Below are 15,832 nucleotides of genomic sequence, written 5' to 3'. Positions count from 1 at the left end.
ACAGCTCCAAGCTACAAGCTTCGAGCTGCAAGAAAATCAAATTAATCCGCCACACCGCGCACGGCCTCAAGCTTGCGGCTTGAAGCTTGCCGCTTGCAGCTGCGTCGTTTATTGCGGACTCGCACGAGTACTCGAGAGCAGAGATTTCAGACTCGCTGCTTTCGGTTTGACGAGCCAGAAACGACGCAAATAGTCATCGAGGTTTTCAGCGAGGTTACGACCCCACTCGCTGTCGGTTTCCTCGACGTATTCGTTCAGCACGCGTTGCAAGTGGCTGCGATAGGCTTCCATCGCCTCACCGCTGATCCGCTGGATTTCCACCAGTTCGTGGTTGACCCGGTCAACGAAGGTGTTGTCCTGGTCGAGCACGTAGGCGAAACCGCCGGTCATGCCTGAGCCGAAGTTGTAACCGGTCTTGCCCAGGACGCAGACGAAACCACCGGTCATGTACTCGCAGCAGTGATCGCCAGTGCCTTCCACAACCGTGTGGGCACCAGAGTTACGCACCGCAAAACGCTCGCCCGCGGTGCCGGCGGCGAACAGCTTGCCACCAGTAGCGCCATAGAGGCAGGTGTTACCGATGATGGCACTGTCCTGAGTCTTGTAGACGCTGCCTTTCGGCGGAACGATGACCAGTTTGCCGCCGGTCATGCCTTTGCCGACGTAGTCGTTGGCGTCGCCTTCCAGGTACATGTTCAGGCCACCGGCGTTCCATACACCGAAGCTCTGACCGGCCGTCCCTTTGAAGCGGAAGGTGATCGGCGCGTTCGCCATGCCTTGGTTGCCGTGCTTGCGCGCGATTTCACCGGAGATCCGGGCGCCGATCGAACGGTCGCAGTTGCAGATATCCAGCGCGAAATCGGCGCCGCTCATGTCGTTGATGGCCGAAGTGGCCATGCCGACCATTTTCTCGGCCAGCAGGCCTTTGTCGAACGGCGGGTTGCGGTCCACCTGGCAGAACTGGGGTTTGTCTGCCGGGATGTGATCGCTGCCCAGCAACGGCGTCAGGTCCAGGTGTTGCTGCTTGGCGGTCTGACCTTCGAGGATTTCCAGCAGATCGGTACGACCGATCAGTTCTTCGAGGGAGCGCACGCCCAGCTTGGCCAGCCACTCACGGGTTTCTTCGGCGACGTAGGTGAAGAAATTCACCACCATGTCGACGGTGCCGATGTAGTGATCCTTGCGCAGCTTCTCGTTCTGAGTCGCGACGCCGGTGGCGCAGTTGTTCAGGTGGCAGATGCGCAGGTATTTGCAGCCCAGCGCAATCATCGGTGCGGTGCCGAAGCCGAAGCTTTCAGCGCCGAGGATGGCCGCCTTGATCACATCGAGGCCGGTTTTCAGGCCGCCGTCGGTCTGTACCCGGACTTTGCCGCGCAGGTCGTTGCCGCGCAGGGTCTGGTGGGTTTCGGCCAGGCCGAGTTCCCACGGAGCGCCCGCGTATTTGATCGAGGTCAGCGGCGATGCACCGGTACCACCGTCGTAGCCGGAAATGGTGATCAAGTCCGCGTAGGCCTTGGCCACACCAGCGGCGATGGTGCCGACGCCCGCCTCTGCGACCAGCTTCACCGAGACCAGAGCCTTCGGGTTAACTTGTTTCAGGTCGAAAATCAGCTGCGACAAGTCTTCGATCGAATAGATGTCGTGGTGCGGCGGTGGCGAAATCAGGGTCACGCCCGGCACTGCGTAACGCAGCTTGGCAATCAGACCGTTGACCTTGCCGCCCGGCAATTGACCACCTTCGCCAGGCTTGGCGCCCTGAGCGACCTTGATCTGCAGCACCTCAGCGTTGACCAGGTATTCCGGGGTCACCCCGAAACGGCCGGTCGCGACCTGCTTGATTTTCGAGCTCTTGATGGTGCCGTAGCGCGCAGGGTCTTCGCCGCCTTCGCCGGAGTTGGAACGCGCACCGAGGCGGTTCATGGCTTCGGCCAGGGCTTCGTGGGCTTCCGGCGACAAGGCGCCAAGGGAGATACCGGCGGAGTCGAAGCGCTTGAGCACCGATTCCAGCGGTTCGATCTCGCTGATGTCCAGCGGCGTATCCAGGGTCTTCACCTTGAACATGTCGCGGATCATCGACACCGGACGGTTGTCCACCAGCGCCGTGTATTCCTTGAACTTGCCGTAGTCGCCCTGCTGCACAGCGGCTTGCAGGGTGTTGACCACGTCCGGGTTGTAAGCGTGATATTCGCCACCGTGGACGAACTTCAGCAGCCCACCTTGCTGGATTGGCTTGCGCGGGCTCCAGGCTTCGGCAGCGAGGGCTTTCTGTTCGGCTTCGATGTCGACGAAACGCGCGCCCTTGATGCGGCTTGGCACGCCACGGAAGCTCAGTTCGCAAACTTCTTCGGACAGGCCGATGGCTTCGAACAGTTGCGCACCGCGGTACGAAGTGATGGTGGAGATGCCCATCTTCGACAGGATCTTCAACAGGCCTTTGGTAATGCCTTTGCGGTAGTTCTTGAACACCTCATAGAGGTCGCCCAGCACTTCACCGGTGCGGATCAGGTCGCCCAGCACTTCGTAGGCCAGGAACGGATAGACCGCCGAGGCGCCGAAACCGATCAGCACCGCAAAGTGATGCGGATCGCGGGCGGTAGCGGTTTCCACGAGGATGTTGGAGTCGCAACGCAGGCCTTTTTCGGTCAGGCGGTGATGCACCGCGCCGGTGGCGAGCGAAGCGTGGATCGGCAATTTACCCGGAGCAATGTGACGGTCACTCAGCACCACCTGGGTACGACCTGAGCGTACGGCTTCTTCAGCCTGATCGGCGACGTTGCGGATGGCCGCCTCGAGGCCGACGTTTTCGTCGTAGTTGAGGTCGATGATCTGGCGTTCGAAACCCGGACGATCGAGGTTCATCAGCGAGCGCCACTTGGCCGGGGAAATGACCGGCGAGCTGAGGATCACGCGCGAGGCGTGTTCCGGCGACTCCTGGAAAATGTTGCGCTCGGCACCGAGGCAGATTTCCAGCGACATGACGATGGCTTCACGCAGCGGGTCGATCGGCGGGTTGGTGACCTGCGCGAACTGCTGGCGGAAATAGTCGTACGGCGTGCGCACGCGCTGGGACAGCACGGCCATCGGCGTATCGTCGCCCATCGAGCCCACGGCTTCGTAGCCCTGCTCGCCGAGCGGACGCAGCACCTGATCGCGTTCTTCGAACGTGACCTGATACATCTTCATGTACTGCTTGAGCTGATCGACGTCGTAGAAAGCCGAACCGTGGTCGTTGTCTTCCATGGTCGCCTGGATGCGCAGAGCGTTCTTGCGCAGCCATTGCTTGTACGGATGACGGGACTTCAAGCGGTTGTCGATGGCGTCGGTGTCGAGGATCTGACCGGTTTCGGTGTCCACGGCAAAGATCTGGCCCGGGCCCACGCGCCCCTTGGCGATCACGTCTTCAGGCTGGTAGTTCCAGACACCGATTTCAGAGGCCAGGGTGATGAAACCGTTCTTGGTGGTGACCCAACGCGCCGGACGCAGACCGTTACGGTCGAGCAGGCACACCGCGTAGCGACCGTCGGTCATTACCACGCCGGCCGGGCCGTCCCACGGTTCCATGTGCATCGAGTTGTATTCGTAGAACGCCCGCAGGTCCGGGTCCATGGTTTCGACGTTCTGCCACGCAGGCGGAATGATCATCCGCACGCCACGGAACAGGTCGATGCCACCGGTGACCATCAGCTCGAGCATGTTGTCCATGCTGGAGGAGTCGGAACCGACGCGGTTGACCAGCGGGCCGAGCTCTTCGAGATCGGGCATCATGTCGTTGGCGAACTTGGTGCGACGGGCCACGGCCCAGTTGCGGTTGCCGGTGATGGTGTTGATTTCGCCGTTGTGCGCCAGGAAGCGGAACGGTTGAGCCAACGGCCATTTCGGCAGGGTGTTGGTGGAGAAGCGCTGGTGGAACACGCAGATCGCGGTTTGCAGGCGCTGGTCGCTCAGGTCTGGATAGAAGGCGGTCAAGTCCGCCGGCATCATCAGGCCTTTATAAATGATGGTCTTGTGGGAAAAGCTGCAGATGTAGTGATCGACGTCGGCGGCGTTGGCCACGGACGAACGACGACGGGAACTGAACAGCTTGATCGCCATGTCCTGATCGCTCAGGCCTTCGCCACCGATGAACACTTGTTCGATCTGCGGCAGACGCTCGAGGGCCAGACGGCCGAGGACGCTGGTGTCGATCGGCACTTTGCGCCAGCCGACGAGGGTCAGGCCGGCAGCCAGGATCTCGCGGTTCATGTTCTCGCGAGCGGCTTCGGCTTTGACCGGGTCCTGGTTGAAGAAGACCATGCCCACGGCATATTGCTTGGGCAGTTCGACGCCGAAGGTTTCCTGGGCGATGGCTCGCAGGAACACGTCCGGCTTTTGAATCAGCAGACCGCAACCGTCACCGGTCTTGCCGTCGGCGTTGATCCCACCGCGGTGGGTCATGCAGGTCAGGGCCTCGATGGCCGTTTGCAAAAGGGTATGACTGGGCTCGCCCTGCATATGGGCTATCAGGCCGAAACCGCAGTTATCCTTGAATTCATCTGGTTGGTACAGACCTGCTTTCATAGACACTTTCTCACCAGGCTGCCTCTTATCGAGGCAAATTTCTTTTCAATTCAACCACTTACCTTCCGCGCCGAACGTACGCCAGCTTTGCGGGGGCAAAAGGGAGGTCATTGTACACACCGACACTTAGGCTCACAAATTTGACGACGAAATGTCGCAAATCTATGTCGCATTTGTGAAAGGTTTAAAGCGATATGCTGTGCTAGTCAAAACTTTTTTAATTTTGACCGCAACGACTCAAAGACCACTATGACGCAGACACCACAAGGCACGCGGTCTGTAGAGACGGCATGCGCTTGTAGAAATTTTGAGGTGCTTGGAGAGGCGGCCTGGGTAAGGCCGCCGAATCTTCAGCGAGTTGTTGCCAGTTCCTGTTGGACGCTGGCGACAGTGCGAGGCCAAGGTTTACCAGCCTGAACCTTCGCTGGCAAGGCCTTGATGGCGGTAACGGCTGCATCGCGGTTGGCGAAGTTACCGTAGGTGATGACGTAAAGCGGTTTGCCGTTGAGGACTTTCTTGAAATAACGGTACTCGCCGCCCTGCTCTTTCACGAAGTTTTGCGCGGCCGTTTCAGAGCTGGTACCGAGGATCTGCACCACGTAGTTGCTCGTCGGTTGCCCGGCGTACCAGGTGCCACCGGCGCCTTTCGCGGCGGCAGCGGGCTTCTCGGCCGCTTTCTCGACAGGTTTGGCGGTAGCCACGGCGGCGGGCTTGGCAGGCGCTGGAGCCGGCTTCACGGCAGGCGCGGTCGGGACCGGCTTGGCTGTTGCCACCTGAGTCGGCGCAGGCGTCGGTTTGGCGGCAGGCGTTGGTGCAGGACCAGGCTGGATACCCGCAGGCGGCGCAGTGGTGGTCACGGTAGGCGGTTTAGCGCTGGAACCTTCGACAGGCACGCCGTCGTCACCTTCAGTAATACCGCCAGCCGCTTCGGCTAACGGACCGCGCATGACCGGTTGCGAGTTACCGACCAGCGGTAACGGCATCGGTTGTGTATTACCGGCGAATTCGACGGATGGTGCACCGCCGCTATTGGGTTTTGGCGCGCCCTGGCCGAGCGGCAATTGCGCCTGCTCGTTGGCAGGAGCGCCAGTGGTCGGTGCTTTGCTGCGACCTGGCATCAACCAGGCGGCGGCTACCGCGACCACGACGACGGCGGATATCGCCAATACGTGTTTCTTCGGCATGTTGAACCCCATACTTGGACGCTTCACCGCTGAGCGGCTGGCAATCATGGCTTCGATCATTGCATCGCGGGCGACCTGGTTGATATTGCCAGGCCAACCGTCGGAGCTTTCGTGAATATCAGAGATCTGATCTGCGGTAAAAAGTTCGATACCCCGACCGGCACCTTCAAGGCGCTGAGCCAGATATTCGCGCGTTTCTTCTTCGGTGTAGGGCTGCAATTCGATGACGTGGAAACGCTCTTCCTCAAGGCTGAGCGCGTCAAGCTGAGCAATCAGCGAGGACTCACCGAACAGGAACACGTGCGGCCGACCTTCCGGCGCCCCAGCGGCGAGCGCCAGCAAGGCTTCCAGCGCGGATTCGTCGAGTTGCTCGGCATCATCCACCAGCAAATAGACTTCCTGCCCCGTCAGCGCCAACTGCACCACTTGAGAGAGGATCGCGCCGATTTCGGCCTGTTCGATGTTCAGCGCCTGGGCCACCTGACGCAGCACGCCAGCCGCATCACCGGCGCCACGGGCGGAAACCACCAGGCTCTGCACCGACTGTTTGTTGGTGCTGGCTACGAGCGCCTGACGCAACAGGGTCTTGCCACTGCCTTGCGGGCCGGTGACCACCAGCAGCAACTGGCTGTAACGCGCCAGATGGTGCAGTTGTCCCAGCACCGGCTTGCGCTGGGCCGGGAAAAATTTGAAACCAGGCACCCGTGGAGCAAAAGGGTCATGGTTTAACTGGTAATGGCCGAGGAAAGCCTCGTCGGCATGCAAACTAGTCATCGGGATCTTATTAACCTTTAAGCTGAGCCAGGGCGCGGTAATCCGCTCCCAGCGTGGCCTGTAAAACCTCTTTCGGATAATCGTCGGTCACCACCGCTTCGCCCATGTGGCGCAGCAGCACCAGGCGCAAACGACCGTCGATCACTTTCTTGTCAATTGCCATGTGTTCGAGAAAATCGGCTTCGGTCATCTCTTCAGGCGGGATGACCGGCAATCCGGCGCGCTGGAACAGGCGAATACCACGATCACGTTCCTGCTCGGTGATCCAGCCCAGGCGCGCAGACATTTCCAACGCCATTACGGTGCCAGCAGCCACAGCCTCGCCATGCAGCCAGACACCATAGCCCATATGAGTTTCGATAGCGTGGCCGAAGGTGTGACCCAGGTTCAAGGTGGCACGAACGCCGGTTTCCTTCTCGTCGGCACCGACCACCGCAGCCTTGGCCGCGCAAGAGCGCTCGATGGCATACGTCAGGGCCACCTGATCCAGGGCGCGCAGGCTATCGACGTTTTCTTCGAGCCAGGTCAGGAACGGCTCATCGCAGATCAGCCCGTACTTGATGACTTCCGCCAGCCCGGCAGAGAGTTCGCGGGCCGGCAGGGTATTGAGGGTGGCGGTATCGATCAGCACCACGTTCGGCTGATAAAACGCGCCGACCATGTTTTTGCCCAGCGGATGGTTGATCCCGGTCTTGCCGCCCACCGAGGAGTCGACTTGCGACAGCAATGTGGTCGGGACCTGGATGAAATCGACGCCGCGCTGGTAACAGGCCGCGGCAAAACCGGCCATGTCACCTATAACACCACCACCGAGGGCGATCACCGTGGTACGTCGATCGTGCCGTGCGGTCAGCAGGCCGTCGAAAATCAGTTGCAGGGTTTCCCAGGTCTTGAAGGCTTCGCCGTCGGGCAGCACCACGGAAATCACCGAGAATTGCGCGAGGCTGCGGGTCAGACGCTCCAGATAGAGCGGCGCAACGGTCTCGTTGGAGATGATCGCTACTTGCCGTCCGCGGATGTGCGGGGCCAGCAGCTCAGGCTGATCCAACAAACCTTCGCCAATATGAATCGGGTAGCTGCGCTCGCCTAAGTCGACCTTGAGTGTCTGCATGTGTCCCCACAGTGAAGATGAATCAGGCGTCCTGCCTTGAATTAACGAATGTCCATGATGCCTGTTGGTGTGACGCCGTTTGGCAGCCATCTGCCACAACCTTGAGCGGTTGTGACAGGACGCCGAGGATAGCGCATTTCGCGCCGGGCATTAACGGGGAGGTAGCTGCTGCAAGCGTTCGAGAATGTCGAGCACCACCATTCGCGGCGGCCGCTCATCCGTTTCCACCACCAGGTCGGCGATTTCCCGATAAAGCGGATCGCGGATCGCCAACAGGTCCCGAAGGGTCTTGGCCGGATCGGCTGTACGCAACAGCGGCCGATTGCGATCGCGGGAAGTGCGGCCGACCTGCTGCTCGACGGAGGCATGCAGATAAACCACCCGACCACCGGCGCGCAGTGCCCGACGATTGGCTTCGCGCATTACCGCGCCACCACCGGTCGCCAGCACCACGCCGTCGCAACCACACAGCTCGGCAATCATTGCCTGCTCGCGGTCACGGAAGCCCGGTTCGCCTTCCTTATCGAAAATCCACGGGATATTGGCGCCCGTGCGCAATTCAATTTCCTTATCGGAATCTTTGAACGGCAGGCGCAGCTCTTTGGCCAGCAACCGGCCGATGGTGCTTTTTCCAGCCCCCATCGGTCCAACAAGAATCAAATTTCGCACAGAATCAATGACTCACAGCAATCGCCTGGTTGTTCATGATACGCGGAGTGAGAAATACCAGCAGCTCGGATTTTTTCTCCGAAACCACGTCACGCCGGAAAAGGCGGCCAAGATACGGCACATCACCGAGAAATGGCACCTTATCTACAACCTTGCTCTGAGTATTTGAGAAAACTCCACCGATCACGATGGTCTCGCCGTCGTTGACCAGCACCTTGGCATTGACTTCGTTTTTCTTGATCGGCGGTACATCCTGGACTTTGTTCAGGTAGTCCGGCTCATCCTTGGTGACCTTGACCTCCATGATGATCCGGTTGTCCGGGGTGATCTGCGGCGTCACTTCAAGCGACAGCGAGGCTTCCTTGAAAGACACCGAAGTCGCGCCACTGGAACTGGCTTCCTGATAGGGAATCTCGGTGCCCTTGAGGATTTTTGCGGTTTCCTTGTCGGACGTGACGACCTTCGGCTGCGAGACAATTTCTCCGTTGCCGGTCTTCTCCATCGCCGTCAGCTCCAGATCCAGCAACACGTTGTCGGTGATGAAGGCGATGCCGATCCCCGAGGTATTGCCGGCAGCACCCAGATCGACAAACGGTGAGTTGGTGCTGGTGCTGCCCGGCGTACCAATGGTCGTCGAGGAGCCGCTGACCCCGGACGTGTTCCAGTTGCCCTTGTTCTGAGCCGAACCGCCCCAGCGCACACCGAGGCTTTTGTCATAGTCGACATTGGCTTCGACGATTCGCGCCTCGATCATCACCTGGCGCACCGGTATATCCAGTTGCGCGACGATCCGCCGAAGCTCGTCGAGGCGGTCCTGGGTCTGGTAGGCAATGATGTTGTTGGTCCGCTCATCAACCGTGATGGAGCCCCGCTCGTCGGCTTTCGCTTCGGCACTGGTTACCGAAGTGAACAGTTTGGCGATATCGGCAGCCTTGGCGTAATTGACCTGCAGCAACTCTCGACGCAGCGGCGCGAGGTCGGAAATCTGCTTCTGCGATTCCAGCTCCTGGCGTTCGCGAGCGGCGATTTCATCGGCCGGCGCCACCAGCAGAACGTTGCCGATCTTGCGCTTGTCCAGGCCTTTGGTTTTCAGCACCAGGTCCAGCGCCTGGTCCCATGGGACGTTTTGCAAACGCAAGGTAATGCCGCCCTGCACGGTGTCACTGGCGACCAGGTTGAGGTTGGTGAAATCGGCGATCAACTGCAGTACCGAACGCACATCGATGTCCTGGAAATTCAGCGAGAGCTTTTCACCGGTATAGGCAAAACGCTCGGCGTTGCGCTTTTGCAGGTCGTCGACGGTCATCGGACGAATACTGACCGTCAGCTTGTTGTCGGTCTGGTAGGTCGAATAATCGAACGCTCCGCTGGGCTCGATGCTGATCGTCGCCCGGTCGCCCGTGGCACTGGCGTTGACGAATTGAACCGGCGTGGCGAAATCCTTGACGTCCAGACGCACGCGCAACGGCTCAGGCAATTGGGTCCTGGCGAAACCGAGGATAATCTTGCCGTCGCGCTCCTGGATATCCGGGGCGATTGAAGGATCCGACAAGTCGATCACCACATTGCCTTCACCCTGGGTGCCACGCTGGAAGTCCACGCCACGGATGGCTTTGTTGGCGGGCACATAGGCTTTCACCGGGGCAGGCTTTGCCGTCGCGACGCGGGGCGCACTGGCCGGCGGTCGAGGCGCCTTGGTGGCCCCCTGCCCGACCACCACAATCAGTTTGTTGCCTTCGACCCGGGCGTTATACGGGGTCAACTGGGTCAGGTTGATGATCAGCCGCGTACGATCTTTAGCCTCCACCACCGTCGCGCTGCGCGCATTGCCGCCGCCCAGATCACGATTCTTGCTCGTCAGCTGATTGACCACACCGGGTAGATCGAGCGCGATTCGCGCAGGTGACTCGGTCGTGTATCCGTGGGGCTCCGGTGGCGGCCCGTCGAAAGACAACTTCAACTCGACGCGATCACCCGGCAGCGCGGCGACATCCAGCGCCTTGAGGTTGGCCGCTTGTACCATCGGCGACAGCAACGCTATCCATAGCGTGATACCGACGGTTGAGAAAATCCTGTTCATTGTTCGAGTTCCACTATGAGTGCTCTTTCAAAGGGATGGTCCGCGGTCGTTCCAGCCAGGCACCTTGGCCGTCGGGCACGATTTCGACCACATCGACTTGTGAGCCGCTGATGGCGACGATCCGTCCATCGTTACGCCCCAGGTAATCGCCGACTTTCAACCGATGCACACCGCCCGCCCCGCGCAACAGCGCAAAGGAGCCGGTCGCATTGGAGATCGTGCCGACCATTTCAAACTGCTCGATGTTGAAACCTTCGAGGTACTGCTTGGTGCGGTTGGGGTCGGGCTTGACGTTGCGCGAGCCATGCTTCTGGCCCGCCAGATCAACCCTGACCTGCCGGGAAAACGGGCTGCGCAGGTTGGCAGCGTTGTACGTGAACGTGGGGTAAGACCTAAAAGTCGGCGTTGGTTCAATCTTGCCGGGCGGCCTGAGGCGTACTTCATTCATGTAGGCATCGAGGTCACTGACGTCATTGGCGTTGCCACAGCCCGCCAGGCCAGCGAACAACATCGCCATCGAGAAACAACGAGCCGGGCTCATTTCTGCAGCCCCTTGTCGTTGTAGCGATAGGTCTTGGCAAGGATACTCATGCGCAGCTTGGGACCACTCTCGGGGTCGACCGGAGCGAGGTCGAAATCATGCAGCGTAACGATCCGCGGCAGCCCGGCCACGCCACTGACAAACGTCGCCAGGTCATGATAGGCACCGGTAACAGTGATCTGGATAGGCAACTCGATGTAGAACTGCTGCGTGACCTCCGGCAGCAATTTGATCTCTTCGAACTCCAGCCCGCTGCCCAACCCTGTACGGGTAATGTCTTCCAGCAGACCAGGCACTTCGGTGTCGCTGGGCAATTGCCGCAACAATACGCCGAATGAGTTCTCCATCTCCGTCATCTGCTGAGTGTACAGCTCGAGGTTCGCCGCCATGCGGGCCTTGGTCGCGAATTGCTCCTTGAGGGTCGATTCCTGTTCGCGCTTGAGTCCCAATTGATCTTCCAGATCGCTGAGGTAAAAGGAATAGCCCAGCGCCAGGACCAGAATCATCAGCAGAATCCCTGCCAGCGCCTTGATCGCTGGAGGCCAGGAGCCGATGTTGTTGGTGTCCAGATCGTTGATATCGATCTTGCGCAGCGCTTCGAACCATCCAGAAGGGTTCATTGACCCACCTCTACAACGGCGGGCTGCGTCTGACGGACGGTCAACAGAAAAACATTGGCCTGATCCAGCTGACCGGCGGTGGTCGCCTTGACCTCTGTGAGGCTGGGTGCGTCGAACCAATCCGAGGCGTCCAGATTGCGCATCAACTCCGACACTCGATTGTTGGACTCCGCCGCGCCGGTGATCGATAAGGTTTTTCCGACCATTTTCACTTCGGTGAAATACACCCCGTCCGGCAGTGTGCGCGCCAGTTGGTCGAAAATCCGTCCGCTGATGGGGCGATTGCCTTGCAGGTCCTGGATGATGCGCATGCGCTCCACCAGTTGCTGGCGACGGGATTTCAGGTCGCTGATCTGTTTGATCCGCTCGTCGACCACGGCAATCTGCTTGTCGATGTAATCGTTACGGGCCACTTGCCGGTCAATCGCACCGCTGATGATCTGGTCTGCAATGAGTACGGCACCCACGGAACCGACCAACACGCCGACCAGCGCCAGCAAAAAGCGTTTGCGGCGTGCTTCGCGCAGCTCCTCGCGCCAGGGTAAAAGGTTGATCCGTGCCATCAGTCGAAACTCCTGAGGGCCAGTCCACAGGCGATCATCAAGGCCGGCGCATCGCTCGCCAGGGCGCCCGCATTGACCTTGCTGCTCAGCGCCATATTGGCGAACGGATTAGCCACCTGGGTCGGCGTACCGAGCCGTTGTTCGATCAACCGGTCAAGCCCCGGGACCGACGCGGTACCACCGGCCAGCAGAATGTGATCGACCGCGTTGTATTGACCGGAGGCGAAGAAGAACTGCAATGAACGGGAAACCTGCTGCACCAGCGCATCGCGAAAAGGCTGCAATACTTCGCTGAGGTAGTCGTCCGGCAATCCACCCTGTTTTTTCGCAAGCCCGGCCTGCTCGAGGGTCAGGCCATAACGGCGCTGGATTTCCTCCGTGAGCTGGCGACCGCCGAACAATTGTTCGCGGGTGTAGATGATCCGCCCGTTATGGAGGACGCTGAGGGTGGTCATGGTGGCGCCAATATCGACCACTGCCACCGTCAAACGCTCCTGAGAGGCCGCCAGATGGGTTGCCAGCAAAGAATAGGAGCGCTCCAGCGCGTAGGCCTCGACGTCCACCACGCGAGCGGTCAGGCCGGCGAGGGCCAGAGCCGCTTCACGCACTTCGACGTTTTCCTTGCGACAGGCCGCCAACAGCACATTGACCCGCTCAGGGTTACGCACCGAAGCGCCCTGGACTTCGAAGTCGATGGCGACCTCATCCAAAGGGTAAGGAATGTACTGATCCGCTTCGATCTTGAGCTGGTTTTCCATCTCGTCGTCGGAAAGACCGGCGTCCATCTCGATGGTCTTGGTGATGACGGCCGAGCCGGCGACGGCCACGGCAACGTTCCGCAGACTGGTCTTGGCCTTTGCCAGCACGCGCGCGAGTGCCTGCCCCACGCCTTCGAGCTCGGCGATATTTTTTTCGACCACGGCGTTGGTGGGCAACGGTTCGACCGCATAGGCTTCAACCCGATAACGGTCGCCTTGGCGACTAAGCTCTAATAGCTTCACCGACGTGGAGCTGATGTCGATCCCCAGAAGCGTATTGGCTTTCTTGTTGAAGAGTCCTAGCACTACCAATTCCCTATGACAATCCGTGTCTTACGGACTCTGTAATATCCATTGCGTTCAAACCACCCGTCTTGACAGCAGCGCAAATGACGCTCTCGACGGAAAAATGCTTATAATGCCGAGCGATTTTTTCCGGTTTTTACTGCAAGCGCGGGTCGTTCCCTGTTTTCTGAACCCTGTTGCCTAATTCATTCTTTGCCCTGGATATCCCAAAGCCTTGATTCGTCTGCTGAAATTTTTCGGTTGGTCCATCGTCGCCGTTTTCTGCGGACTGCTTCTCGGTCTGAGCGGCGCGTATCTTTACCTTAGTCCCGGATTGCCGTCCGTGGAGGCTCTGAGAAGCATCCAGTTGCAGATTCCGTTGCGGGTTTACAGCAGCGACAACAAGTTGATCGCCGAATTTGGCGAAATGCGCCGTACGCCGATCCGTTTCGCCGACATTCCCCCCAATTTCATCAATGCGTTACTAAGTGCTGAAGACGACAATTTTGCCAACCACTATGGCGTCGACCCCAGCAGCCTGATGCGCGCAGCGACCCAACTGGTTAAAAGCGGGCACATCCAGTCCGGCGGCAGCACCATCACCATGCAGGTCGCCAAGAACTTCTTCCTGACCAGCGAACGCAGCTTCTCACGTAAAACCACCGAAATCCTCCTGGCCCTGCAGATCGAGCGGCAGTTGACCAAGGACGAGATCCTCGAGCTGTACGTCAACAAGATCTATCTGGGTAACCGCGCCTACGGCATCGAAGCCGCTGCGCAGGTTTACTACGGCAAGTCGATTCGTGACGTCAGCCTGGCGCAAATGGCGATGATCGCCGGCCTGCCCAAAGCCCCTTCGCGCTTCAACCCGCTGGCCAACCCGGCTCGCAGCAAGGAACGTCGCGACTGGATCCTCGGACGCATGTACAAGCTCGGGAAAATTTCCGAAGCCGACTACACCACCGCGATCAATGAGCCGCTGAACGCCAGCTACCACGTGCCGACCCCTGAAGTGAACGCGCCCTACATCGCTGAAATGGCCCGCGCCGAAATGGTCGGCCGCTATGGCAGCGACGCGTACACCGAAGGTTTCCGCGTCACCACGACGGTGCCGAGCAACTTGCAGGAAATGGCCAACACGGCGGTCCACGAAGGCTTGATGACGTACGACCAGCGTCACGGCTATCGCGGTCCCGAGTCGCGCCTGCCGGGCAAGACTCGCGAAGCCTGGGCAGTCGAGCTGACCAAACAGCGCACCATCAGCACCCTCGAGCCTGCGATCGTCACTCAAGTCGACAAGAACGGCCTGCAAGTAATGACTCGCACCGGTGACGAACACGTCAGCTGGGACAGCATGAAGTGGGCACGTCCGTTCTTGAACACCAACAGCATGGGCGCCAACCCGAAACAACCGTCGGATGTGGCCCAGGTCGGTGATCTGATCCGCGTTCAGCGCCAGCCGGACAACTCACTGAAATTCAGCCAGATCCCGCAAGCGCAAGGTGCCCTGGTGTCGCTCGACCCGCAGAACGGCGCCATCCGCTCGCTGGTCGGTGGTTTTGCCTTCGAGCAGAGCAACTACAACCGTGCCATGCAGGCCAAGCGTCAGCCGGGTTCGAGCTTCAAGCCATTCGTCTACAGCGCCGCGCTGGATAACGGCTACACCGCCGCCAGCCTGGTCAACGATGCGCCGATCGTGTTCGTCGACGAATACCTGGACAAGGTCTGGCGTCCAAAGAACGACACCAATACCTTCCTCGGGCCGATTCGCCTGCGTGAAGGTTTGTACAAGTCGCGCAACCTGGTCTCGATCCGCCTGGTGCAGGCGTTGGGCGTTGATCGCACCATCGACTACATCAGCAAGTTCGGCTTCAACAAGCAGGACCTGCCGCGCAACTTGTCGCTGGCGCTGGGCACCGCGACCCTGACGCCGATGGAAATCGCCACAGGCTGGAGCACTTTCGCCAACGGCGGTTACAAGGTCAGCCCGTACATCATCGATAAAATCGAAAGCCGCAACGGTGACACCCTGTTCGTTGCCAATCCACCGAGCGTGCCTCAGGGGGGCGCAGCCACCAGCGGTATCGCCGCACCGGTCGCCCAGACGTTTACGGTCAACCAGACCCCGGGCGAGGCTGCGGCCGCGCCAGGCACTACGCCACAAACGCCTGCGGTGGCTGAACGCATCATCGATGGCCGCACCACGTACATCCTCAACAGCATGCTTGAGGACGTGATCAAGCTTGGTACCGGCCGTCGCGCCCTGGCCTTGGGCCGCAGCGACATCGCGGGCAAGACCGGGACCACCAACGAATCCAAGGATGCATGGTTCTCGGGCTACAACGCCGACTATGTAACCACCGTCTGGACGGGGTTCGATCAGCCGGAAAGCCTGGGCAAGCGCGAGTTCGGTGGCACCGTGGCGCTGCCGATCTGGATGAACTACATGGCGGCAGCCCTTAAAGACAAGCCGCCTCATACGCAACCAGAGCCAGAAGGCATTCTCAGCCTGCGGGTCGACCCGGTCAGCGGCCGCGCGGCCAGTCCTGGAACGCCAGGGGCCTACTTCGAACTGTTCAAGGCCGAAGACACGCCGCCATCGGTGAATGAGCTGGGTAACGGCACAGCACCGGGCAGCCCGCTGCCAGCGGATGAGTCGGCGCCGATCGATTTGTTCTGATCGCGTAGCG

10 protein-coding genes are annotated in these 15,832 nt (G+C 59.9%); 1 reads left to right on the top strand and 9 read right to left on the bottom strand.

Annotation, left to right across the window (positions count from 1 at the left end):
* Positions 1-108 precede the first annotated feature (108 nt).
* The 9 genes from gltB to K5K95_RS10855 form a co-directional block, all read right to left on the bottom strand.
* On the bottom strand, positions 109-4,557 hold the full coding sequence (gene gltB, locus K5K95_RS10895) for a glutamate synthase large subunit (protein WP_222589438.1): 4,449 nt from the start codon (positions 4,555-4,557) through the stop codon (positions 109-111).
* Between the two features lie 350 nt (positions 4,558-4,907).
* Positions 4,908-6,515: an AAA family ATPase gene (locus K5K95_RS10890; protein ID WP_222589437.1), complete on the bottom strand. Its 1,608-nt coding sequence runs from the start codon at positions 6,513-6,515 to the stop codon at positions 4,908-4,910.
* A 10-nt stretch (positions 6,516-6,525) separates the two neighbouring features.
* Positions 6,526-7,626, bottom strand: coding sequence for a 3-dehydroquinate synthase (aroB, locus tag K5K95_RS10885; RefSeq protein ID WP_222589436.1), 1,101 nt, complete (start codon positions 7,624-7,626; stop codon positions 6,526-6,528).
* 150 nt (positions 7,627-7,776) lie between these two features.
* A complete protein-coding gene (aroK, locus tag K5K95_RS10880) occupies positions 7,777-8,295 on the bottom strand; it encodes a shikimate kinase AroK (protein ID WP_222589435.1) in 519 nt (172 codons plus the stop codon).
* Between the two features lie 4 nt (positions 8,296-8,299).
* Positions 8,300-10,375 (bottom strand): type IV pilus secretin PilQ, encoded by a 2,076-nt coding sequence (gene pilQ, locus K5K95_RS10875; RefSeq protein ID WP_222589434.1) that lies wholly within the window; start codon positions 10,373-10,375, stop codon positions 8,300-8,302.
* A gap of 13 nt (positions 10,376-10,388) precedes the next feature.
* Entirely contained in the window at positions 10,389-10,916 is a 528-nt protein-coding gene (locus tag K5K95_RS10870) for a pilus assembly protein PilP (protein WP_222589433.1), read from the bottom strand.
* Positions 10,913-11,536 carry a type 4a pilus biogenesis protein PilO gene (pilO, locus tag K5K95_RS10865; protein WP_222589432.1) on the bottom strand — a complete coding sequence of 208 codons (624 nt, stop codon included), beginning with the start codon at positions 11,534-11,536 and terminating at the stop codon, positions 10,913-10,915. Before pilO ends, K5K95_RS10870 begins: the two co-directional genes overlap by 4 nt.
* A complete protein-coding gene (locus K5K95_RS10860; RefSeq protein ID WP_222589431.1) occupies positions 11,533-12,099 on the bottom strand; it encodes a PilN domain-containing protein in 567 nt (188 codons plus the stop codon). The genes pilO and K5K95_RS10860 overlap by 4 nt, the downstream gene beginning before the upstream one ends.
* Positions 12,099-13,163, bottom strand: a complete 1,065-nt coding sequence (locus tag K5K95_RS10855; protein WP_222589430.1) for a pilus assembly protein PilM — start codon at positions 13,161-13,163, stop codon at positions 12,099-12,101. Before K5K95_RS10855 ends, K5K95_RS10860 begins: the two co-directional genes overlap by 1 nt.
* 217 nt (positions 13,164-13,380) lie before the next feature.
* Here K5K95_RS10855 and K5K95_RS10850 point away from each other — a divergent pair, with 217 nt between their 5' ends.
* Entirely contained in the window at positions 13,381-15,822 is a 2,442-nt protein-coding gene (locus K5K95_RS10850) for a penicillin-binding protein 1A (protein ID WP_405046075.1), read from the top strand.
* Positions 15,823-15,832 lie beyond the last annotated feature (10 nt).

Source organism: Pseudomonas sp. DR48 (assembly GCF_019823085.1).
Classification (GTDB): Bacteria; Pseudomonadota; Gammaproteobacteria; order Pseudomonadales; family Pseudomonadaceae; genus Aquipseudomonas.
Note: the sequence above shows the minus strand (reverse complement) of the source record. Positions and strands in the feature narration are given on the sequence as shown.

Excerpts from the sequence above, each read along its gene's own strand:
- K5K95_RS10890 (WP_222589437.1), bottom strand. The coding sequence starts at position 6,515 with ATGACTAGTTTGCATGCCGACGAGGCTTTCCTCGGCCATTACCAGTTA.
- K5K95_RS10870 (WP_222589433.1), bottom strand. The coding sequence starts at position 10,916 with ATGAGCCCGGCTCGTTGTTTCTCGATGGCGATGTTGTTCGCTGGCCTG.
- pilO (WP_222589432.1), bottom strand. The coding sequence starts at position 11,536 with ATGAACCCTTCTGGATGGTTCGAAGCGCTGCGCAAGATCGATATCAAC.
- pilQ (WP_222589434.1), bottom strand. The coding sequence starts at position 10,375 with ATGAACAGGATTTTCTCAACCGTCGGTATCACGCTATGGATAGCGTTG.
- aroB (WP_222589436.1), bottom strand. The coding sequence starts at position 7,626 with ATGCAGACACTCAAGGTCGACTTAGGCGAGCGCAGCTACCCGATTCAT.
- K5K95_RS10860 (WP_222589431.1), bottom strand. The coding sequence starts at position 12,099 with ATGGCACGGATCAACCTTTTACCCTGGCGCGAGGAGCTGCGCGAAGCA.
- gltB (WP_222589438.1), bottom strand. The coding sequence starts at position 4,557 with ATGAAAGCAGGTCTGTACCAACCAGATGAATTCAAGGATAACTGCGGT.